This is a genomic window from Bradyrhizobium sp. BLXBL-01 (genome assembly GCF_051853025.1).
GTDB lineage: Bacteria > Pseudomonadota > Alphaproteobacteria > Rhizobiales > Xanthobacteraceae > Bradyrhizobium.
This window is the reverse complement of sequence record NZ_CP182471.1, coordinates 6,133,288-6,153,973: the sequence shown is the minus strand read 5'-3', so window position 1 is coordinate 6,153,973 and position 20,686 is coordinate 6,133,288. Positions and strand designations below refer to the sequence as shown.

The following is a 20,686-nucleotide window of genomic DNA, read 5'->3' as shown; positions in this document are numbered from 1 at the left end:
CCTCTCCCCGCAAGCGGGGGAGGCGAAGACGTCACGCCTCGATGTCCAGCGCGCAGTCGAAATTCGGCGCTGAATGCGTCAGGGCGCCGGCCGATGCATAGTCGACGCCGGTTGCCGCGATGGCGGCGATCGAGTCCAGCGTGACGCCGCCGGACGCCTCCAACTCGAGGCGACCCTCGTTGAGCCTCACCGCCGCGCGCAGCGTCGCAATGTCCATGTTGTCGAGCAGCACCGCGTCGGCCGTTCCGCTGTCGAGCACCTCGCGCAGCTGCGCCAGCGTATCGACCTCGATCTCGATCTTGACGAGGTGGCCGGCATGGGCGCGGGCGCGCTCCAGCACCGGGCGGATGCCGCCGGCCACCGCGATGTGGTTGTCCTTGATCAGGATCGCATCGTCGAGCCCGAAGCGGTGGTTGAAGCCGCCGCCGCAACGCACCGCGTATTTCTCCAGCGCCCGCAGTCCCGGCGTGGTTTTGCGCGTGCAGCAGATGCGCATCCTGGTGCCTTCGGTGCGCGCGACATAGTCCGCCGTGAGCGTGGCGATGCCCGACAGGCGGCCGACGAAGTTCAGCGCAGTCCGCTCTGCCGTGAGGATGGCGCGCGCAGGGCCCGAGATCGTCAGCACGTGCTGGCCGCGCGCAACCCGCGCGGCGTCGCGGACATGTGCGCGCACCTCGATGTCGGGCGACAGCTTCTGCAAGGTCGCGAGCGCCAGCGGCAATCCGGCGATCACGCCGGACTGGCGCGCGACAAGGATAGCCTGCGCGCGCGTCGCTTCCGGGATCGTCGCGAGCGAGGTGATGTCGCCGGCCCGGCCGAGGTCCTCGTCGAGCGCGCGCTCAACGGCCGCCTCGATCGCGAGCGGCGAGAGGAAGGCATCGGGATAGAGCAGTGAGGTCGGGGTGATCATGGGGCCTCCTTCAGGCGATCATGGATTGCGCAATGCGTGGCCGCGGGCGTTCATCGAGGCTCTCCGCGACCTCGCGCGCTGCGGCGAGCGTGGTCATCGTTCTCTGCGCCGGCGCCGGGTTTTCGGCCGGGTGATCGGAACGGAAATGCGCACCGCGGCTCTCGCGCCGCGTCCAGGCCGTTGCCGCAACGAGCAGGGCCGAGATCGCCATGTTGCCGAGGGCACCGTGTCCGGCTTTGCGCTCGAGCCTGGCGAAATAGCGCACCGCTAGGGCAAGCCCGTCACCGTCGCGAATCACGCCGACATGTGCGCTCATCGCCGCGCGCAACCGCTTCACCTCTGCAGCATCCACCGTGCCGGCGCGCGGCGTCACCAAACCGTCGGGAAGCTGGGCGGGCGGGGGCACGGTGCGGCCGGCGATGTCGTCGGCAATGCGGGCGGCATAGACGACGGCTTCGAGCAGGGAATTCGAGGCGAGCCGATTGGCGCCATGCGCGCCGGTGGAGGAGACTTCGCCGGCGGCCCAGAGGCCGTCGATCGAGCTGCGGCCGTGCGCGTCCACCGCGATGCCGCCCATGTGGTAATGCGCGGCCGGCGCGATCGGAATCGGCTGCGCCGCGGGATCGATGCCGGCGGCGATGCAGCTCGCATGCACGGTCGGAAACCTCGTCGCGAAGCGCGCGCCCAGCGCCTGACGCGCATCGAGGAAGGCGCCGCGCCCGGCCGCGATTTCGGCGAACACGCCGCGGGCCACGATGTCGCGGGGCGCGAGCTCCGCGAGCGGGTGGCGGGCGCTCATGAAGCGCTCGCCGTTGCCATTGATCAGCGTTGCTCCTTCGCCGCGCAGCGCTTCGGTGGCGAGCGGTGCCGGGTCGCGGCCGACCATGATGGCGGTGGGGTGGAACTGCACGAATTCAGGATCGGCGATCACGGCGCCGGCGCGGGCTGCGATCGCAAGGCCCGAGCCGCTCGCTTCCGGCGGGTTGGTGGTGACGGCGTAGAGATGGCCGAGCCCGCCGGTCGCCAGCACGACTGCGCGTGAGGCGAGCACGAGCGGCCGTGCCGCAGGATTGCCGGCCTCGCGCAATTGCAGCCCGGTGACTGCGCCGTCCTCGGTCAGCAATGCTTCGGCGACGCAGCCTTCCATCAGGCGGATCGAGGGCGTGCGGCGCACGGCCTCGCTCAAGGCGGCGATGATCGCGGCGCCAGCGCCATCACCGCGCACATGCACGATGCGGCGCGCGGAATGCGCAGCCTCACGTCCGACGGCAAGCCTGCCGTCGAGATCGCGATCGAACGGAACGCCATAGGCGAGAAGATCGTGAATGCGCGGCGCCGCCTCGCGCGCGATCCCGAGCGCGACGGCTTCATCGACGAGGCCGCCGCCGACCGCGACGGTGTCGGCGGCGTGTGCCTCCGGCGTGTCGCCTTCAGCCACGGCCGCAGCGATGCCGCCTTGCGCCCATGCGGTGGATGCGCCGTGCCCGAGCGGTGCTGCCGAGATCAAGGTCACCGGCCGCGGCGCGAGCTTCAGCGCGCAGAACAGTCCGGCAAGGCCGCCGCCGACGATGATGACGTCGTCGGTTGAGCGGGTGAGATCGTGGATGTCGTGCATGTTGCTCGCCCTCAATTGCTCAGATTGATCATGCGCTCGACCGAGCGCCGCGCGCGTTCCGCGAGCGCGGGTTCGATCGTCACCTCCTCGCCAAGCGTCAGCAGGCTCTCCAGGATGTTGGCGAGCGTGATGCGCTTCATGTGCGGGCAGAGATTGCAGGGGCGGAGCATCTCCACATCGGGCAGCTCGGCCCGGACATTGTCGGCCATCGAGCATTCCGTGATCATGACCAGCCGCCGCGGCCGCTTTGCGCGCACCCAGTTGATCATGTGCGCGGTCGAGCCGGTGAAGTCGGCTTCCGCCAGCACGTCCGGCGGACACTCCGGATGCGCGATGATCTGCACGGTGGAATCGGCCTCGCGAAAGCTGCGCAGCTCTTCGCCCGTGAAGCGCTCATGCACCTCGCAGACGCCTTTCCAGGCGATGATCTTCACGTCGGTCTTCGACGCCACGTAAGTGGCAAGGTATCGGTCGGGCAGGAAGATCACGGTCGGGGCGTTCAGGCTCTCGACCACCTGCACCGCTTTCGAGGACGTGCAGCAGATGTCGACCTCGGCCTTCACCTCCGCCGAGGTGTTGACATAGGCGACGATGGGCACGCCGGGGAATTTCTCCCGCAGCAGCCGCACGTCCGCACCGGTGATGCTGGCGGCAAGCGAGCAGCCCGCGCGCGAGTCCGGGATCAAGACGGTCTTGTCCGGATTGAGCAGCTTGGAGGTCTCCGCCATGAAGTGCACGCCGCATTGGACGATGATGTCCGCCTGCACCTTGGTGGCTTCGACCGCGAGCTGGAGCGAGTCGCCGCCGATATCGGCGACGCAATGGAAGATCTCCGGGGCCTGGTAGTTGTGGGCGAGGATGACCGCGCCCCGCGCGCGCTTCAGCTCGTTGATCGCGTGAATCGTCGGCGCCATCAGCGGCCATTCGATCGACGGGATGACGTGCTTGACACGGTCATAGAGCGGCGCGGTCGCGCGTTCGACCGCCGCCGTCCATTCCAGTGACGGCGTCGGCCATGTCGGTCCGGGGGGCACCGGCGCGGCGCGGGAGGAGGCGATGGGCTGGCCTTGCGGCCGGTTGGCAAAGTCGTCGGGACCGTAAATTCCAGTGATCGGCATTGAAGCCTCCCAGGTGTGGCCAAGCTATTATGCTCAATTTGAGAATATATGGGGCCCGAGAAATCCGGCCGAGAAGGCCGGGCGAACGTCGCTGCTACCAAATATGCTCAATCTGAGTAAATCAAACATAGCACGCACCCGCGCGTGCCGCCAGAGCCTGCCGCACACATTCCCGTCACTGCGCACCTGCCAGACGAGGCCAGATTGAAACGCAATGCTCCCGCGTCAGCTCTTCGTGGAATGCAACCGTTTTTGGCTTGGGATTTTCATGCATATGCATTAAACGAGCTGTCCCGCGGCTGCTGATTTGCGGATCCGCCAACGACAGACGAGGAAAACCATGTCGACACAGATCGGCGAACTCGCACCGGCCTTGCGTTCCTCCAACTGGCGTACCCCGGCCGTCATCATCCTCTGCGGTTGTGCCATCGGCATGCTCGGCTTCGGCCCGCGCTCGGCGCTCGGCTTCTTCGTGCAGCCGATGAGTCACGAATTCAGCTGGGGCCGTGACGTGTTCGGCCTCGCCATCGCCGTGCAGAATCTGTTGTGGGGACTGGGCCAGCCGTTCGCCGGTGCGGTTGCGGATCGCTTCGGCCTGTTCCGGGTGATGTGCGTCGGCGCGCTGCTCTATGCCGGTGGCCTGCTCTTGATGCGCTATTCCTCGACGCCGCTGTCGCTGAATGTCGGTGCGGGCGTGATGGTCGGCTTTGGTCTCGCGGGCTGCTCGTTCAACCTGGTGCTGTCGGCCTTCAGCAAGCTCCTCCCGGCAGAGAAGCGCGGGCTTGCGCTCGGCGCCGGCACCGCGGCGGGCTCGTTCGGTCAGTTCCTGTTCGCGCCCATTGGCGTCGCCTTGATCGACAATTTCGGCTGGCAGCAGGCGCTCTCCGTGTTCGGTTTCCTGATGCTGCTGATCATCCCGCTGTCGCTGGCGCTCTCGACGCCGCCGGTGACAACCGCGAACAGCGCAACGCCCGCGGATGACCAGACCATCACCAAGGCGCTTGCCGAAGCCTTCGGTCATCGCTCCTACGTGCTCCTGGTGCTCGGCTTCTTCACCTGCGGCTTCCAGCTCGCCTTCATCACCGTGCATCTGCCGGCCTTCCTCGTCGATCGCGGCATCTCCGCGCAGACCGGCGGCTGGGTGATCGCGGCAATCGGCCTGTTCAACATCATCGGCTCGCTCAGCGTCGGCTATCTCCAGAACTCACTGCCCAAGCGCTACATCCTCTCGACCATCTATTTCACGCGTGCGCTGGCAACGCTCGCCTTCATCATGTTCCCGATCACGCCGTTCTCGGCGATCGCGTTTGGCGCGATCTCCGGCCTGACCTGGCTGTCGACGGTGCCGCCGACCTCGGCGCTGGTGGCGCTGATGTTTGGAACGCGCTGGCTCGCCACGCTCTATGGCTTCGCTTTCGTCAGCCATCAGGTCGGTGGCTTCCTCGGCGTCTGGCTGGGCGGCATCGTGTTCGAAAAGTTCGGTTCCTACACGCCGATCTGGTGGCTCTCGATCCTGTTCGGCGTGCTCTCGGCGCTGATCAATCTTCCGATCGTGGAGAAACCTGTGGCACGGGCGGTTGCGCAGCCGGCCTGATCGGCTAAACATCCCCGACAAACAAAGTCAGGGAGTTCAGTCGTGGCCACATTCAAGGCTGTCAGGATCGACAAGGCGGACAAGGGCACAACCACGCAGCTCACGCAGTTCGACGAAGCCGAGCTGATGGAGGGCGACGTCACCGTCCGGGTGGAATGGTCGACGCTGAACTACAAGGACGGTCTTGCGCTCACCGGCAAGGCGCCGGTGGTGCGCCGCTTCCCGATGATCGCCGGCATCGATTTCGCCGGCACGGTCGAAGCCTCCTCGCATCCGCAGTGGAAGGCGGGCGACAAGGTCGTCTGCACCGGCTGGGGCATGGGCGAGACCCATCTCGGCGCCTATGCCGAGAAGGCGCGGGTGAAGGGCGACTGGCTGGTCGCGCTTCCGCAGGGCCTGTCGGCGCGCGACGCCATGGCGATCGGCACCGCCGGCTTCACGGCGATGCTCTCGGTGCTGGCGCTGGAGAAGCACGGCATCTCGCCGAAGAGCGGCCCGGTCGTGGTGACGGGCGCTGCCGGCGGCGTCGGCTCGGTTGCGATCGCCGTCCTGTCCAAGCTCGGCTACCACGTCATCGCTTCGACCGGCCGCGTCTCCGAGGCCGACTACCTGAAGCAGCTGGGAGCTGCCGAGATCATCGACCGCAACGAATTGTCGACGCCGGCAAAGCCCCTCGCCAAGGAGCGCTGGGCCGGCGGCGTCGACAGCGTCGGCTCGACCACCCTCGCCAACCTGCTCTCGATGACGAAATATGGTGGCGCGATCGCGGCCTGCGGCCTGGCCGCCGGCATGGACCTGCCGTCCTCGGTGGCGCCGTTTATTTTGCGCGGAGTGTGCCTTCTCGGCATCGATTCCGTGATGTGCCCGATCGAGCCCCGGAAAGCCGCCTGGCAGCGTTTGGCGTCCGACCTGGATCGAACAAAACTATCTGAAATTACTGAGGAAATTTCGCTCGACCAGATTCCGGGATGGGGCGCGAAAATCCTGGCCGGCCAGGTTCGCGGCCGCGTCGTGGTAAAAATTGTCTAACGGCGTTCAGACTTTACCAACCAAGCTGCTTCAATGTCGCCATGGTTGGTATGGTAAGCAGCGGGTAAAGAGATAAAGGCATCGCCCGCTGCGGGGGTTGGGTTCGGAGTTGAGCATGCTTGCGCGTATTGTGTTGGGGGCTGTCACGGCGGCAGCGACGTTTGCGCCGGCCATCGCTGGAAGCATGAACGCCGACGAGGCGCGCCGCTTCGTGGCCGGCAAGGTGTTCGCCTTCACCTGTTTCGACGGCACCCGCGGTGCAGGCCGCATCCTCGACGATCTCGGCGCCGCCGGCGCCGTGCAGTTCTCGGGCTCGGGCCCGGTGAAACATCTTCGCCTGCCCGGCAACACCCTCCAGATCCGTGGCCAGAACGTGTGCGCCTCGATCAAGGGTATCCCGTTCGAGCCCTGCTTCAACCTGGAAAAGACCGACGACCGCAGCTTCCGCGGCTCGGTGTCGGGCATGGGCTTCGCCTATTGCGACTTCCATCACCAGGGCGGCAATCAGATGCTGATGGCGCGCGCCGCAGCGCGGCCGCGCTCGCTGCACAGGCCGGAGCACACCGGTTCGGTTGCCGCCTCGACCACCGAGGTCGCCGCGCGCGTCGAGACGCCGCGTGTCGAAGGCAGCCGGCTCGAGCCGGTGAAGTCCGAGCCGGCGAAGAACGAGGGCCCGCTGGAACTGCGCCGCTCGACGCAGTGAGCTCGCCTGCGCGGGACAACCCGCGCCATTGATCGTCGAAGACATCATCGAACACCAAGCCGGCGCGCCGTAGTCATACGGACCGCGGCCTTCACGCCTTGGTAGCTGTTCGCGCCCCAGTTTGCGCGCGGCCGGGGGGCGGTCCCACGCAAGGGTTCAACGATGTCGCTCTATTTCTTCCGCATCAGCACCGGTCGCTATTCCGGCGCCGCCGACCTGCCGTACGAGTTCGAGGATCGCGCAGCCGCCTGGACCGAGATGACAGAGGTGTGCGCCAATCTGCTCAGCGGCATCGCGCGCAGCCTGAAGCCGAACGCCGAGTGGTGCATGGAGCTGCTCGACGAGAACAAGCAGCCGGTCTTTCGCATCAGCCTCGTCGGCGAGACCATCGGATGCAAGGCGTCGTAGATCCGACTTGAAGCTGCAATTTACAACTATGACGAGATCATATCCCTTCGCGCTCAATCATTTAGCGTGCAAAGTCAGTATTTCTGCGAGGGATCGCGTTAACCAAATCGGAATGTGAAAAGCTCACTTTTTGGGCAGCAGCGCAGCCAATGGCAGGGGGAAGCCGACAACGCCTCGGCTGCGCGTTCCTTCGGGGGAAACATGCCCATGCTGAGCCTTGTTCAGAATCTGAGGATCGGGACCAAGCTGGCGATTGCGTCGGCGCTCGGTGTGCTCCTGGTGGGCGCCATGATCGTGAGCCAGATGCGTGGCAATGCGAGCATTCGCGAGACCAGCCACAGCGCACTTGAACAGCAGGAGATCGTGCGCGACGCCGTCCGGGCCGAGGTTGCCGTTCGCGGCATGCAACTCGCGGTGCGAGATCTTCGTCTCGCCAATAGCGCGGCCGACCTTCAGAAGGCCACCCAGAGATTGGAGGATCAGCAGAAAGCGATGGGCTCGCTGGTCAATGAGATGCTGAAGCTTTCTCACTCGGCCGAAAATCGGGCGCGCATGGAGAAGCTGAGATCGCTCGCCGCAGACTACACCAAGGCTGCACAGCAGATCGCCGCGGTGCGCGCCGAAGCCCTCGCCGCGAGCGGCGCTGATGGCGCTTCGCGCGCCGCGAAGCTCAATGAAGAAGCCATTCGCATCGCGCGAGAGGTTACCCTGCCCATCGCAGCTCAACTCGACGTGCTGATCGAGCAGATCGCCGACTATGCGAAGCACAAATCCGAAGAGAACAACGCCGCGGCCACCGCTCAGATGAGATCGAGCGAGCAGGTCGGGATGGTGGTCGGCGCGCTCGCCATGCTCGTCCTCGTCTGCTCCTGGTTGATGTCGTTCCTGACCATCGCGCGGCCGATCCGCGCGCTCACGGTTGCCATGGACAAGCTCGCCGGTGGCGATTTCTCCGTGGTTCTGCCCGGTCTCGGCCGCAAGGATGAGGTCGGCGGCGTCGCGGCGGCCGTCGAAAAGTTCAAGATCGTGTCTGAGCAGAAGGCGCGCGAGGAAGCTGAAGCCAAGATCAGGCAGGACCAGCTTGCGGCCGCGCAGCGCAAGGCCGAGATGCACAAGCTGGCCGACAGCTTCGAAGCCGCGATCGGTGAAATCGTCGACACCGTGTCCTCGGCCGCGACCGAGCTGGAAGCTTCCGCCTCGACGCTGACCGCGACCGCGGCGCGCGGGCAGGAGGTCACCACCATGGTTGCTGCCGCTTCCGAGGAAGCATCCACCAACGTGCAGTCGGTGGCGTCGGCGACCGAGGAGCTGTCATCGTCGATCACCGAGATCAGCCGGCAGGTGCAGGAATCCGCCCGTGTCGCCGGCGATGCGGTGAACCAGGCCCGCAGCACGACCGATCGTGTCGGCGAGCTTTCCGCGGCGGCGGCGCGGATCGGCGACGTGGTCGAGCTGATCAACACCATCGCCGGCCAGACCAATCTTCTGGCGCTCAATGCAACCATCGAAGCGGCGCGGGCCGGCGAGGCGGGCCGCGGCTTTGCCGTCGTCGCCTCCGAGGTCAAGGCGCTTGCCGAGCAGACCGCGAAGGCGACCGGCGAGATCGGCCAGCAGATCGCCAGCATCCAGACCGCGACCGAGCATTCGGTCGGCGCGATCAAGGACATCAGCCACACGATCGAGAGGCTGTCGGAGATCTCCTCGACCATCGCAGCCGCGGTGGAAGAGCAGGGCGCGGCAACGCAGGAGATTTCCCGCAACGTGCAGCAGGCGGCCACGGGCACCCACCAGGTGTCCTCCAACATCACCGACGTGCAGCGCGGCGCGAGCGAGACCGGGTCGGCATCCACGCAGGTGTTGGCAGCAGCGCAATCGCTGTCCAGCGACAGCAGCCGGCTCAAGCTCGAGGTCGGCAAATTCCTCGGCACCGTGCGCGCGGCCTGAAGGCGGCGTCGGCATTTAGGCAGGATTGATCTGCAACCGCCACGCGTGGAGGCGCGGTGGTTGCAGAGCGAGGTCGCGCGCTTTTTGGAATCGGTGCGGGCGGCGTGACGGCAGCCGGCGCGAATGCTGCGCTGCACCGAGTTGCGCCCGCATCCCAACGCGAGAAGCCGATGCAGCTGCAAGAAAGAGTTGCAGAGACAACACGATCGCTGCGCGCGAGCCGTATTCTTACGTAGGCTCCTGTTAACGCCTGTTTGCGAGTATGGGCGCAATCCTTCGGGAAAAAGAACCAGCCAGCATTGTTGAACTGACCTCCGCCCGGTCGTCCGTCGTGACGCTGCGGCGCAGGTGATGTGCGCGTTGCCGGGTAATCATCGGGATTGTTGTGATGTCGAAGTTGTCGATCGTCTTCAAGCTGCTGACCGTACTGTCGGTCCTGGTGCTCTCGCTTGCCGGCGTCGGCGTGATGGCGATCGGCACGATGCAGAACATCAACGCCCACACCGTCGAGATTGCGGAGAGCTGGCTGCCGAGCGTGCGTGCGCTCGGCTCGATGCGTGCCGACATCAACGAGCTTCGCGTCGCACTGCGTCTGCACCTGATGCAGGACACTGCCGAAGGCAAGGAGGCCGCGGAGAAGCGGCTGGCAGGCTTGCGTGAGCGCATCGAGAAGACGCGCAAGGTTTACGAGCCGCTGATCACGGTCGCCGAGGAGCGCTCGCTGTACGAGCAATGGACCAAGGCCTGGGCCGAGTATCTGAATGGCGTGCAGGACGTGATGGCGCTGTCGCGCAAGAGCGTCGGCCGCTTCCCGACCGATGCCAACGAGCTGCTGCAGACCAAGGTCGCGAAGATGGCGCAGGCCGCCGATCCCCTGCTGCAGAAGGGCATCGAGCTCAACAACAGGGGCGCCGAGCTGGAGACCAAGCAGGCGGCCGACAGCTACGCCACCGTGTTCCGCGTGCTGGTAGGCATCATCGTCGCTGCCGTCGTGATCGCGATCGGCGCCGCCTACTATCTCGTGCGCGACGTCTCGCGCGGCATCGCCTCGATCATTCGCCCGATGCAGTCGCTCGGCGAGGGCGACCTTTCCGCCGAAGTGCCGCATCGCGGCGAGAAGACCGAGATCGGCTCGATGGCGGATGCGCTCCAGATCTTCAAGGAGGCGTTGATCGCCAAGAAGGCCGCCGACGAGGCGGCGGCGCGCGACGCCGAGGCCAAGATCGAGCGCGGCCGCCGCGTCGACGCCATCACCCGCAATTTCGAGGTCATGATCGGCGAGGTCGTCGAGACCGTGTCGTCGGCCTCGACCGAGCTCGAGGCCTCCGCGGCGACGCTGAGCGGCACCGCGCAGCGCGGCCAGGAGCTCGCAACCGTCGTTGCGGCAGCGTCCGAGGAAGCTTCCACCAACGTCCAGGCGGTGGCCTCAGCCTCCGAGGAGCTGTCGTCCTCCATCACCGAGATCAGCCGCCGCGTGCAGGATTCGGCGCGGATGGCGGCGGAGGCGGTCGAGCAGGCGGCTCGGACCAACGAGCGCGTCAACGCGCTGTCGCAGGCCGCCGCCCGCATCGGCGACGTCGTCGAGCTCATCAACACCATCGCGGGCCAAACCAACCTGCTCGCGCTGAACGCAACCATCGAGGCGGCGCGCGCAGGCGAAGCCGGCCGCGGCTTTGCCGTCGTCGCCTCCGAGGTCAAGGCATTGGCCGAGCAGACCGCGAAAGCGACCGGCGAAATCGGGGCGCAGGTCTCGGGCATCCAGGCGGCGACGCAGGAATCCGTCAGCGCCATCCAGGAGATCGGCGGCACCATCGAGCGGCTGTCCGAGGTGTCCGCCGCGATCGCCGCCGCCGTCGAGGAGCAGGGCGCGGCCACGCAGGAGATCTCGCGCAACGTTCAGCAGGCCTCGCTCGGCACGCAGGAAGTGTCGTCCAACATCACCAACGTGCAGCGCGGTGCGATCGAGACCGGCTCGGCCTCGAGCGAAGTGCTGTCGGCGGCGAAGTCGCTCGCGACCGACAGCACCCGCCTGAAGGTCGAGGTCGCGCAGTTCCTCGAATCGGTCCGCGCGGCCTGACGCTTCAGCTGCCGGTCTGCGGCGCAGCCGGCGGCGGTGCGATCTGCCGCCGGAACAGGATGCGCTGGTAGAGCCAGCCGATCGCGACCAGCACGACGCCGAGGCACATGAACGAGAGCGCGCGATAGACGCCGGTCAGCGTCGACATGTCGATCACGAAGGCCTTCAGGATCGTCAGCGCGATCACGGCGGCGGACGCCAGGCGCGCACGCTCGGAGTTGACCAGGATGCCGACGCCGAGCAGCACCACGCCGAAGGCGAGCCATCCGATCGAATAGGTGTATTGCTCGGCACTCGTGGTGCCGCCGTAGAGCAGGACCGGGCCGTGATAGAAGCGGCGGATCTCCAGCGTCACATAGGTGAGTGCGAACACCAGGGCGCCACCCGCAATCGTGTTTGCATATGCGACACGGCGGTGTCCCGCCACCGCGTAGGAGAGCAGCAGCATCAGCACGGCCGGCAGCGCATAGCCGAGCAGCAGCAGATTGAACACGAGGCCGCCGACATTGACGCTGGAGAACAGTAGCGGGTTCTCCAGGATCAGGAGGCCGAACACGCTGATGAGGCCGGCGATTGCCGTCAGCACGACCGCGCCGACATCGTGCACGATGCTGTGGCTGCGCAGCCGCAGGCGCTCCAGCCCGATCGCCATGGCGAGCGTGACGCAGACCTGCAGCGCGAATTCGAGCAGCGAGGGCGGCGAGATCATGTCGCCACCGGTCGCAAAATGCCGGATCTCCGTGAAGGCGAGCAGCGCGGTGAACAGGATCGCGGCGGTCTCGACCACGCGCAGCGGCGCGTCGTCGGCGCGACGGCGCAGGAAGATGCTCGCACCCCAGAACGAGGCGGCCGGCAGGCCATAGCCCCACAACAGCCAGTTGAAGATCGGCGTCGTGCCGACGGCATCGCCGACGATGCGCGGATCATAGGCGATGCGCGCGGTGACGATCGCGGCGAAGATGGCAGCCAACCGGCGCAGCACCGGAATCGGCCGCTGCAACGAGATCCAGGCGGTGCCGAGCGACATCAGCGCGAGCGCGATGGTGAGCCAGCCCTTCTCCAGGGCGAAGGTCAGCGCCAGCGCCAGCGCGCCGAGCGTGCCGGTCGCGAACAGCGCGACCGAGGTGGCAACGCCCGGGCGTTCTTCGCGGCGCATCAGCGCCTCGGTCGCCGCGCCAAAGGCCGCGGCGACCAGCACGGCGAGGATCGCGAACGGGATCGAGCGGTCGAGATGGGCGATGCGCGCATAGAGCGCGACCAGGATGGCGATCGGCGTCGCGACGCCCGCCGCCGACCACACCACGGGAATGATCGCCGAGTTCGAGCGGCCCTGCGCGAAAAAGCCCGCGACGCCGAAGCCGGCGGCGAAGATCGCGGCCGTCACCAGGTGCAGCGTCACTGAACTGTCGGTCGCAACAGGGCCGACGCCGGGCATCGGGCCGCCCGGCAGCACCAGCATGTCAGGATTGGCGCGCACCGCCCATTCGGCGAACACGATGAACACGGCCGCCGCGGCTGCGCCCAGCGCGCCGGTCGCCGCCGGTGCACGCCAGGCGACGAACAGCGTGCCGCCGACCAGGAGCGTGAATGCGATCAGCGCGAGATCCGCATGCGCGCTCGACAGTACGACCAGCATCGCCCCGAACAGGTAGGCGCCGAGCGCGCCCGACGAGACCGGCTCGATCTCGCCGTCCTCGAAGGTGGGTCCGAACATGAAGCCGCAGACGACGAGCAGTGCGGCGAGCACGAAGCCGACGATGGCGTGGAAGGCGTGCGGCGCGACCTGCACCTGTTCGGTATCGAGACCCGGGAAGATCCAGAGCACCGCGAAGGCAATGGTCGTGACCGCAAGCCAGCGCCACAGCCTGATGCGGGCGAGACCGAAACTCGCGGCCGTCACGACCGCAAGATAGATGTAGAGCGCCCAATAATCCGGCTTGCCCGAGGAGACGAGGATCGGCGTCACGAAGGCGCCGACGACGCCGAGCCCCGCGAGCGCGGGGCCGTGCAGGAGCGCTGCGGCCAGCGTGCCCATCGCAACGATGCCGAGCAGCACGAAGGCCGTCGCAGGCACGAGGAAGCCGTAGAGCGCGTAAGCCGCGTAGATGGTCGCGAAAGCCACCGCCGTTCCGGCCGCGGTGAGGATCGCGGGGATGTTGGCGATCGGCAGCGCCGCGATGCTCGAGATGCTCTCCTTGCGCCGCGTCCATTCGCCGGCGCCCAGCAGTGCAGCGGCGAACAGGCCGCCGAGGAACACGCGCACGCCCGGGCCGAGCAGGCCGGCCTCGATCGAATAACGCACCATGAAGAAGCCGCCGAGCGCGAGCGCAACCCCGCCGATCCACACCACCCAGCGGGTGCCGAGCCGTTCTTCGAAGCCGGGTGCTGCCTCCGGGACCGGAGGGGGCGCATCGGCGCCCGTGCTCGGCTCGAGCGGGGGCGGCGAAATCTCTTCGGTGACGAGCGGCGGCGGCGTCGTTTCAGCTTCCGGCGCCAGCGGCGGCGGCTCGGCAGCCGTACTCGTCGCGGTTGCTTCGGCCTGCGCCGGCATCAGCGGCGGCGGCTGCACCGGCCGCTGCGCATAAAGCATCTCTTCGAGCGAGTTGAGCCGGCGGCGCAACTCGGTCGCCTGGCTGGATGCCTTGATCGCAATGAGGAAGGCGATGATCGCAATGATCAGCGCAAAGGCGTCAAACGGGCCGTCGAACATGAAGCCTCCAGGCAACCGGCGGGCAGGGGCCGGTACCAAAATATCAGGATCTAGCGCCGGGAGCGCACGCGCAAGCCCGGCGCGGGCCGCTCCTGGAGCACCTCGCGGCGGAAGCGGTAGAGCGCCGCCGGCCGTCCGCCCGTCTGTGTCGACATCACCCCGGTCGGTTCGACCAGGGCTTCCATTTCGACCAGGCGGCGGAAGTTCTGCTTGTGCAGGTGCCGGCCGGAGATCGCCTCCACCGTATGCTGCAGTTCAGTAAGTGTGAACTCAGCCGGCAAAAGTTCAAACACGACAGGACGATACTTCAGCTTTGCGCGCAGCCGCGCGATTGCCGTGGCGAGAATCCGGCGGTGGTCGAACCGCATCGAGGTCCCGAGCGGGGGAAGCGTCTTGCGCGCTAATGCCGCAGGACGGCCGTCGCGGCGCGCCTCCTCGATCAGCCCGGCCTCGTAGAGCAGCTCGTAGCGGTCGAGCACGCGCTCCTCGTCCCAGGGCGCGCCGTCGAGACCGAAATAGAATCGCACCCGATCCTTCCGCGGCAGCGCGCGCGTCGTCTCCGGCGTCTCCTCCTCGGCCCATTTGGTCAGGGCGGGGATGATGTCGCGGGCGATGATCGCCGGCGGCTGCTCGCGCCAGTCTTCCCAGGGGAAGAAACGATACCAGGGCGCGAAGCTCGCCGCGTTTGCCGCGAGCTCGCCATCGACGGGGCGCGTCAGCGCGAGATAGCCGATCGACACCATATGGGCGCCGGTGTCGCCGGCCTCGGCATGACGGCCGCGGTCGCCAAACGTGTAGAGCTGCTCGACATAGCCGAGCCGCAGCCCCGCCTGCTCCTCGACCCAGGCGCGCAGGCCGATCTCGAACGTGCGATGGCTCACCGCGTCGAACGGGCCGAACGGCAGGCCGGCCAGGCCGTCAGCACCGCGCGCGGTGAGGATCAGCGGCTCATGGTCCTCGATCGCGACGATCGCGGCGGTCAGGCCGATCTCGATCGGTGTCAGCAGCGTCTCGCTCATGCGGCTGAGATCGCAGGTGTTGCGAGAAGAATGTCTTCGTTGGTTGAGCCGGTCGCTCCGCGGGCAAGCTGCAACCTCTCCCGCTTGCGGGAGAGGCGTAGGCCGCCCTCGGCGGCCGTAACTAGAGACGCCGAGGCAAAGCCTCGGCTATGGCATAGCGCCGGGTGAGGGCTTTGTCCTCTAGGGGATTGTCCCGTTGCGGAGACACCCTCTCCCCAACCCTCTCCCGAAAGCGGGAGAGGGGGCGCGGTCCCGTCGTGGTTGCTATTCGACTCCCGCCTCATTCGAGCTCGATCACGAAGGGGCGGCCTTCGACCATCATCGCGCCGGGGCCCATCTCGTCGAGTGCGCGCAGCATGCGGCCCTCGCGTCCCAGCGCGCGGTCGGCGAGACCGACGATGCGCCGGTTCGGCGAGGCGATCGGTGAAGCCGCGCGGATCTTCTTTGCGATCTCGATCTCGTCGCGATGCGGATTGAGTGCACAGACCGCGGCGAAGGCGCTGGCGGTGGAGCGGCTGATGCCGGCATAGCAATGCACCACCAGCGGGGCGCTGCGGTCCCAGCCGCGCACGAAGTTCAGCACCTGCTCGATATGCGTCTCCGACGGCGCGACAAAGCCGTCCATCTCCTCGGTGATGTCGTCCATCGACACCTTGAGATGGTTGGCCGGCAACACCGACACCGGCCGCGCCACCTGTTCGACATTGGCCATCACGGTCAGCACATGGCTGGCGCCGGTGATGCGGACGGTTTCGGGAAGCGCGGCGAGGGAACAGACGTGGATCATGGCGAACCTTTTTGCGCCCGATTATAGCGAGCGCTCGTAGAGTGGGCAAAGGCGCATCGCGCCGTGCCCACCATTTCGCAACTGCGCGCATCGCGCTTAGTTTGGTGGGCACGGCGCAAGAGCGCCTTTGCCCACCCTACAGGACCTACGCAAACACGGCGCCAAACCGCTCCAGAAACTGCTTCTCGGCCCGCGCCGCGGTCCAGGGCGTCAGATAGTCGCGCCGGACGCTGTCGGAGAGACCCGGATCCTTCCCGAACAGGCGCCGCGCTTCACTCGCGCTGAAGCCCGCGAGCTCGGTTGCCTCGAGATAAGCCGCACCGCGATCGGCGGCCTTGATGGCCTGCGTGATGTCGTCAGGCAAGACCGGCGGCAAGCCGAAGCGGATGTGGATGGCACCGAGCAGCCGCTTCTCGACCGCCTTGTAATGACCGTCGAGCACGGCCTTGAACGGCGAGATCATGTCGCCGATCACGTATTCCGGCGCATCATGGAGCAGGGCCGCGAGCCGCACGCGCTGGTCGACGCGGGGCATCTCGAGCCGCAGCACGGTCTCTACCAGCAGCGTATGCTGTGCGACCGAAAAGATGTGCGCGCCGAGGGTCTGCCCGTTCCAGCGCGCCACCCGCGCCAGCCCGTGCGCGATGTCGCCGATCTCGATGTCGAGTGGGGAGGGATCGAGCAAATCGAGCCGCCGGCCCGACAGCATGCGCTGCCAGGCGCGGACCTCATCGTTGCGCGTCGCCTTCTTCGCCGTCATTTGGCCTTGAGGCGCGGCTTGCGCTGCGTCTTGCCGCAGGTCGCATGACAATGGCAATCGACCAGGTGGTCGTTGACCATGCCGGTTGCCTGCATGAAGGCGTAGACGATCGTCGGGCCGACGAATTTGAAGCCGCGCGAGGACAGCTCCTTGGAGATCTGCACCGACAGCGGCGTCGAGGCCGGCACGCTTCCCGTGGACTTGAAGCGGTTGACCTTGGGCCGTCCGTCCATGAAGTCCCACAGCAGCTTCGAGAAGCCCGGGCCCTTCTCCATGATGTCGAGATACGACTTCGCGCTCAGGATCGCGCCGTCGATCTTGGCCTTGTTGCGCACGATGCCGGCATCGTTCATCAGCGCGTGAACCTTCTTGGCATTGTAGCGCGCGATCTTCTCCGGCTGGAAATCGTCGAAGGCTTTGCGGAAATTGTCGCGCTTGCGCAGGATCGTGATCCAGGACAGGCCGGCCTGGAAGCCGTCCAGCATCAGCTTCTCGTACAGCGCGCGGTCGTCAAATTCCGGCACGCCCCATTCGGTGTCGTGATAGGCGACATAAAGCGGATCTTCCCCCGGCCACGGACACCGCTTCACGCCGTCGGGATGCAGACGTGCAGCGCGGCTCATGCGATGGGCTGCTTGGCTGGAATGCGGACGACGTCGGGTTCAGCGAGCGTCAAAGCCAGCCCCCCGGCGGTGAGCGGTTGGCCTGCATCGAGCGCGTCGGCGACACGGTCGATGCGCACCAGCGCGATGCCCTTGCCGCCGGCGCTCGAGCCGATCGTGCCGACCGGCTTGTCGCCGGCGAGAATGGTCGTGCCCGGCTCGGGCGAGGCGTCCTCGAGCAGCACTTTCACGCTGCGCGTGCGCGCGGTGCCGCGATGCTGCATGCGCGAGACGACCTCCTGGCCGACATAGCAGCCCTTGTCGAAATCGACGCCGGCGAGGCGATCCATGTTGGTCTCGTGCGGGAACGCATCGCCGTACATGAAATCGAGCCCGCCGCGCGGCACGCCGAGCGCGATGCGGTGCGCCTCGTAGCCGGCCGCATCGACCAGCTCGGCGCCGATGAGGTCCGACAGTTTCTGCTTGAGGTCTTCCGGGATCAGGATGCGGGTGCCGAGCCCATCGGCCCGCGGATCGGCGAAGGCAAGGTCGGGCTGGGCCGCCGGCTCGCCGTCCCATGCCGCGAGCACGCCGAGGTCGAGGTTGTCCACCGTGACCTTGGCGCGCAGCTTGTAGAATTTCAGCTTGGTGGCGAGGGTGTCCGCCAGCGCCTTGGGGCAGTCGATCAGGAACCCGCCGCCGTGACCCGCGGGCGCTTCCGTGATCAGGAAATCCACGATGATCTTGCCCTGCGGCGTCAGCAGCGCGCCGAATCGCCCCAGGCCAGGTTTCAGCCTGTCCAGGTCGGTGGTGACGATGCCATTGAGGAAGTTGCGCGCATCCTCACCCGCGACCTTGATCACGCCCCGATCGGGAAGAAACGCTGATTTCATGCGAAAATCTCTTGCGACATGTTGCTCCGGAACGTAAGCCCGCAACGCACAAACGACAAGACCTCGAGCCCTGTGCCCTGAGGATGAGAGAGGCCCCATGACCCAGCGTTTCGATGTGATCCTCAAGGGCGGCACCGTGGTCAACCAGGACGGTGAGGGTGTTCGCGATATCGGCATCACGGGCGGCCGCATCGCGGAGCTGGGCCCGCTGCCGCAAGGCTCGGCCGCCGAGGTGATCGACTGCAAGGGCCTGCACATCCTGCCCGGCGTGATGGACACGCAGGTGCATTTCCGCGAGCCCGGGCTGGAGCAGAAGGAAGACCTCGAGACCGGTTCGCGCAGCGCCGTGATGGGCGGCGTCACCGCGGTGTTCGAGATGCCCAACACCTCGCCGCTGACCGTGACGGAGGCCACCTTCACCGACAAGGTGAAGCGCGCCCATCACCGCATGCATTGCGATTTCGCCTTCTTCATCGGCGGCACCCGCGAGAACGTGCAGGACCTGCCCGTGCTGGAGCGCGCACCCGGCTGCGCCGGCGTCAAGGTGTTCATCGGCTCGTCCACCGGCGCGCTGCTGGTCGAGGACGACGAGAGCCTGCGCCGCATCTTCCAGGTGATCCGCCGCCGTGCCGCCTTTCACGCCGAGGACGAATACCGCCTCAACGAGCGCAAATCGCTGCGCATCGAGGGCGATTCGCGCTCGCATCCGGTCTGGCGCGACGAGACCGCGGCGCTGATGGCGACGCAGCGCCTGATCAAGCTCGCGCACGAGACCGGCAAGCGTATCCACGTGCTGCACATCTCGACCAAGGAGGAGATCGAGTTCCTGCGCGACCACAAGGATGTCGCCTCCTGCGAGGCGACACCGCACCATCTGACGCTGGTCGCGCCCGAATGCTACGAGCGGCTCGGCACGCTGGCGCAGATGAACCCGCCGGTGCGCGGCGCCGATCATCGCGCCGGCATCTGGCGCGGCATCGAGCAGGGCATCATCGACGTGCTCGGCTCCGACCACGCCCCGCATACGCTGGAGGAGAAGCAGAAGACCTATCCGGCCTCGCCCTCCGGCATGACCGGCGTGCAGACGCTGGTGCCGCTGATGCTCGATCACGTCAACGCGGGTCGGCTCTCGCTGGCGCGCTTCGTCGACCTCACCAGCGCCGGCCCGGCACGTCTCTACAACATGGCCTGCAAGGGCCGCATCGCCGCCGGCTACGATGCCGACTTCACCATCGTCGATTTGAAGCGCAGCGAGACCATCACCAACAAATGGGTGGCGTCCAAGGCCGGCTGGACGCCCTATGACGGCGTTCGCGTCACCGGCTGGCCCGTCGGCACCTTCATCCGCGGCCGCCGCGTGATGTGGCAGGGCGAGCTGGTGACGGCCGCGCAGGGCGAGCCGGTGCGGTTTCTGGAGACGCTGAAGCAGTAGGCGGGCAGGGTCCCGCTCCTCGTTCCCCTGTCATGCCCCGCGAAGGCGGGGCATCCAGTACGCCGCGGCTTCTCGGTTCAATTGCCGCCGTCTCTGGAATACTGGATTGCCCGCCTTCGCGGGCAATGACAGAGTGCCCGGCAGCGCGAGCGCAATTTGGAGTGCAGTCAATGCCCCAACCCACGCCCCTCATCACCACCGAGCAACTCGCCGCCATGCTCGGCGATCCCAATCTCCGGCTTTATGACTGCACGACCTACAACGAGCCGGTGCCGCCCGGTAGCGACGTGCCCTATCGCGCGGTGCCAGGCGACAAGACGTTCGCGGCCGGCCACATTCCCGGAGCCGATTTCCTCGACCTGCAAGGCGAATTCTCCGACACCTCCGCGCGCCCACTCTTCATGATGCCTGACGTAGCCCAGCTCGAGGCCGCCTTCGGTCGCCACGGCCTCGATGCGAGCAAGACGATCGTGCTCTACAGCATCGGCACCATGATGTGGTCGACGCGGTTCTGGTGGATGCTGCGCTCGCTCGGCGTTGATGCCCGCGTGCTCGACGGCGGCCTCGACAAGTGGAAGGAAGAGGGGCGGCCGATTGAGACCGGTGCACCGAAGGGTTATCCGGCCACGACCTTCGTGGCCGCATCGCGCGCGGGCTTCTTCGTCGATAAGGACACAGTGAAGGCGCGCATCGGCGATGCCTCGACGGTCATCGTCAACGCGCTCTTGCCGCAATTTCACCAGGGCCTCGAGCCGAGCCGCTATGGTCGGCCCGGCCGCGTGCCGGGCAGCGTCAATGTTCCCGCCCCAACACTCGTTAATGCCGACAAGACGCTGACGAATCTTGCGGACGCGGAAGAGAAGTTCGTTGCCCAGGGCGTCACGCGCGACAAGACCGTGATCTGCTATTGCGGGGGAGGCATCTCGGCGACGATCAACCTCTTGTTGCTGACGCAGCTCGGCTACGAGAAGCTGACGCTGTACGATGGATCGATGGGCGAATGGGCGCGGGATCCCTCGCTGCCGATCGAGACAGACTAGGAGGCGGTCCTTACCTTCCAGGAAGGTAAGATCCCGGGGAAGAAA

General features: G+C 66.7%; 17 protein-coding genes. 8 read left to right on the top strand and 9 right to left on the bottom strand.

The window, feature by feature from the left end:
- Positions 1-31: 31 nt before the first annotated feature.
- The 3 genes from nadC to nadA are packed head-to-tail and all read right to left on the bottom strand — an operon-like array spanning position 32 to position 3,643.
- On the bottom strand, positions 32-910 hold the full coding sequence (nadC, locus tag ACNJYA_RS28640; RefSeq protein WP_260382612.1) for a carboxylating nicotinate-nucleotide diphosphorylase: 879 nt from the start codon (positions 908-910) through the stop codon (positions 32-34).
- A 10-nt stretch (positions 911-920) separates the two neighbouring features.
- The gene (locus ACNJYA_RS28635) at positions 921-2,525 is read right to left on the bottom strand and encodes an L-aspartate oxidase (RefSeq protein WP_439401091.1); all 1,605 of its coding nucleotides are present in this window, start codon (positions 2,523-2,525) and stop codon (positions 921-923) included.
- Positions 2,526-2,536: 11 nt separating this feature from the next.
- Positions 2,537-3,643, bottom strand: a complete 1,107-nt coding sequence (gene nadA, locus ACNJYA_RS28630) for a quinolinate synthase NadA (protein WP_439401090.1) — start codon at positions 3,641-3,643, stop codon at positions 2,537-2,539.
- Positions 3,644-3,983: 340 nt separating this feature from the next.
- On the opposite strand from nadA, the gene ACNJYA_RS28625 reads away from it, so the two are divergent.
- From ACNJYA_RS28625 to ACNJYA_RS28600, 6 genes are all read left to right on the top strand, one after another.
- Complete coding sequence (locus tag ACNJYA_RS28625; RefSeq protein ID WP_439401089.1) at positions 3,984-5,237, top strand: MFS transporter; 1,254 nt, start codon at positions 3,984-3,986, stop codon at positions 5,235-5,237.
- A gap of 42 nt (positions 5,238-5,279) precedes the next feature.
- The gene (acuI, locus tag ACNJYA_RS28620) at positions 5,280-6,266 is read left to right on the top strand and encodes an acrylyl-CoA reductase (NADPH) (protein WP_439401088.1); all 987 of its coding nucleotides are present in this window, start codon (positions 5,280-5,282) and stop codon (positions 6,264-6,266) included.
- Positions 6,267-6,381: 115 nt separating this feature from the next.
- Positions 6,382-6,969 carry a hypothetical protein gene (locus ACNJYA_RS28615; RefSeq protein ID WP_172787261.1) on the top strand — a complete coding sequence of 196 codons (588 nt, stop codon included), beginning with the start codon at positions 6,382-6,384 and terminating at the stop codon, positions 6,967-6,969.
- Positions 6,970-7,131: 162 nt separating this feature from the next.
- On the top strand, positions 7,132-7,377 hold the full coding sequence (locus tag ACNJYA_RS28610) for a DUF6894 family protein (protein WP_172787262.1): 246 nt from the start codon (positions 7,132-7,134) through the stop codon (positions 7,375-7,377).
- Between the two features lie 207 nt (positions 7,378-7,584).
- Positions 7,585-9,321 (top strand): methyl-accepting chemotaxis protein, encoded by a 1,737-nt coding sequence (locus tag ACNJYA_RS28605; protein ID WP_439401087.1) that lies wholly within the window; start codon positions 7,585-7,587, stop codon positions 9,319-9,321.
- A gap of 388 nt (positions 9,322-9,709) precedes the next feature.
- Positions 9,710-11,398 (top strand): methyl-accepting chemotaxis protein, encoded by a 1,689-nt coding sequence (locus ACNJYA_RS28600; protein ID WP_260382618.1) that lies wholly within the window; start codon positions 9,710-9,712, stop codon positions 11,396-11,398.
- A 4-nt stretch (positions 11,399-11,402) separates the two neighbouring features.
- On the opposite strand, the gene ACNJYA_RS28595 is transcribed toward ACNJYA_RS28600, so the two are convergent.
- The 6 genes from ACNJYA_RS28595 to ygfZ all read right to left on the bottom strand — a co-directional run bounded on the left by ACNJYA_RS28595 (position 11,403) and on the right by ygfZ (position 18,169).
- Positions 11,403-14,108 (bottom strand): DUF2339 domain-containing protein, encoded by a 2,706-nt coding sequence (locus ACNJYA_RS28595; protein WP_439401086.1) that lies wholly within the window; start codon positions 14,106-14,108, stop codon positions 11,403-11,405.
- A gap of 50 nt (positions 14,109-14,158) precedes the next feature.
- Positions 14,159-15,127, bottom strand: a complete 969-nt coding sequence (locus ACNJYA_RS28590) for an NUDIX hydrolase (protein ID WP_439401085.1) — start codon at positions 15,125-15,127, stop codon at positions 14,159-14,161.
- 280 nt (positions 15,128-15,407) lie between these two features.
- Positions 15,408-15,914 carry a tyrosine phosphatase family protein gene (locus ACNJYA_RS28585; RefSeq protein WP_172787267.1) on the bottom strand — a complete coding sequence of 169 codons (507 nt, stop codon included), beginning with the start codon at positions 15,912-15,914 and terminating at the stop codon, positions 15,408-15,410.
- Between the two features lie 145 nt (positions 15,915-16,059).
- Positions 16,060-16,674 (bottom strand): YfbR-like 5'-deoxynucleotidase, encoded by a 615-nt coding sequence (locus tag ACNJYA_RS28580; protein WP_212254628.1) that lies wholly within the window; start codon positions 16,672-16,674, stop codon positions 16,060-16,062.
- Complete coding sequence (locus tag ACNJYA_RS28575; protein WP_439401084.1) at positions 16,671-17,297, bottom strand: DNA-3-methyladenine glycosylase I; 627 nt, start codon at positions 17,295-17,297, stop codon at positions 16,671-16,673. Before ACNJYA_RS28575 ends, ACNJYA_RS28580 begins: the two co-directional genes overlap by 4 nt.
- Positions 17,294-18,169 carry a CAF17-like 4Fe-4S cluster assembly/insertion protein YgfZ gene (ygfZ, locus tag ACNJYA_RS28570; protein WP_439401083.1) on the bottom strand — a complete coding sequence of 292 codons (876 nt, stop codon included), beginning with the start codon at positions 18,167-18,169 and terminating at the stop codon, positions 17,294-17,296. The genes ACNJYA_RS28575 and ygfZ overlap by 4 nt, the downstream gene beginning before the upstream one ends.
- A 97-nt stretch (positions 18,170-18,266) precedes the next feature.
- Between ygfZ and ACNJYA_RS28565 the strand changes: the two genes are divergently transcribed.
- Both ACNJYA_RS28565 and ACNJYA_RS28560 read left to right on the top strand, forming a co-directional pair.
- Complete coding sequence (locus ACNJYA_RS28565; RefSeq protein ID WP_439401082.1) at positions 18,267-19,601, top strand: dihydroorotase; 1,335 nt, start codon at positions 18,267-18,269, stop codon at positions 19,599-19,601.
- A 170-nt stretch (positions 19,602-19,771) separates the two neighbouring features.
- On the top strand, positions 19,772-20,641 hold the full coding sequence (locus ACNJYA_RS28560; protein ID WP_172787272.1) for a sulfurtransferase: 870 nt from the start codon (positions 19,772-19,774) through the stop codon (positions 20,639-20,641).
- The last annotated feature ends 45 nt before the right edge of the window (positions 20,642-20,686 follow it).

Coding starts and splice junctions, on each gene's coding strand:
- nadC (WP_260382612.1), bottom strand. CDS start 910: ATGATCACCCCGACCTCACTGCTCTATCCCGATGCCTTCCTCTCGCCG.
- ACNJYA_RS28635 (WP_439401091.1), bottom strand. CDS start 2,525: ATGCACGACATCCACGATCTCACCCGCTCAACCGACGACGTCATCATC.
- nadA (WP_439401090.1), bottom strand. CDS start 3,643: ATGCCGATCACTGGAATTTACGGTCCCGACGACTTTGCCAACCGGCCG.
- ACNJYA_RS28625 (WP_439401089.1), top strand. CDS start 3,984: ATGTCGACACAGATCGGCGAACTCGCACCGGCCTTGCGTTCCTCCAAC.
- ACNJYA_RS28615 (WP_172787261.1), top strand. CDS start 6,382: ATGCTTGCGCGTATTGTGTTGGGGGCTGTCACGGCGGCAGCGACGTTT.
- ACNJYA_RS28610 (WP_172787262.1), top strand. CDS start 7,132: ATGTCGCTCTATTTCTTCCGCATCAGCACCGGTCGCTATTCCGGCGCC.
- ACNJYA_RS28605 (WP_439401087.1), top strand. CDS start 7,585: ATGCTGAGCCTTGTTCAGAATCTGAGGATCGGGACCAAGCTGGCGATT.
- ACNJYA_RS28600 (WP_260382618.1), top strand. CDS start 9,710: ATGTCGAAGTTGTCGATCGTCTTCAAGCTGCTGACCGTACTGTCGGTC.
- ACNJYA_RS28595 (WP_439401086.1), bottom strand. CDS start 14,108: ATGTTCGACGGCCCGTTTGACGCCTTTGCGCTGATCATTGCGATCATC.
- ACNJYA_RS28590 (WP_439401085.1), bottom strand. CDS start 15,127: ATGAGCGAGACGCTGCTGACACCGATCGAGATCGGCCTGACCGCCGCG.
- ACNJYA_RS28585 (WP_172787267.1), bottom strand. CDS start 15,914: ATGATCCACGTCTGTTCCCTCGCCGCGCTTCCCGAAACCGTCCGCATC.
- ACNJYA_RS28580 (WP_212254628.1), bottom strand. CDS start 16,674: ATGACGGCGAAGAAGGCGACGCGCAACGATGAGGTCCGCGCCTGGCAG.
- ACNJYA_RS28575 (WP_439401084.1), bottom strand. CDS start 17,297: ATGAGCCGCGCTGCACGTCTGCATCCCGACGGCGTGAAGCGGTGTCCG.
- ygfZ (WP_439401083.1), bottom strand. CDS start 18,169: ATGAAATCAGCGTTTCTTCCCGATCGGGGCGTGATCAAGGTCGCGGGT.
- ACNJYA_RS28565 (WP_439401082.1), top strand. CDS start 18,267: ATGACCCAGCGTTTCGATGTGATCCTCAAGGGCGGCACCGTGGTCAAC.
- ACNJYA_RS28560 (WP_172787272.1), top strand. CDS start 19,772: ATGCCCCAACCCACGCCCCTCATCACCACCGAGCAACTCGCCGCCATG.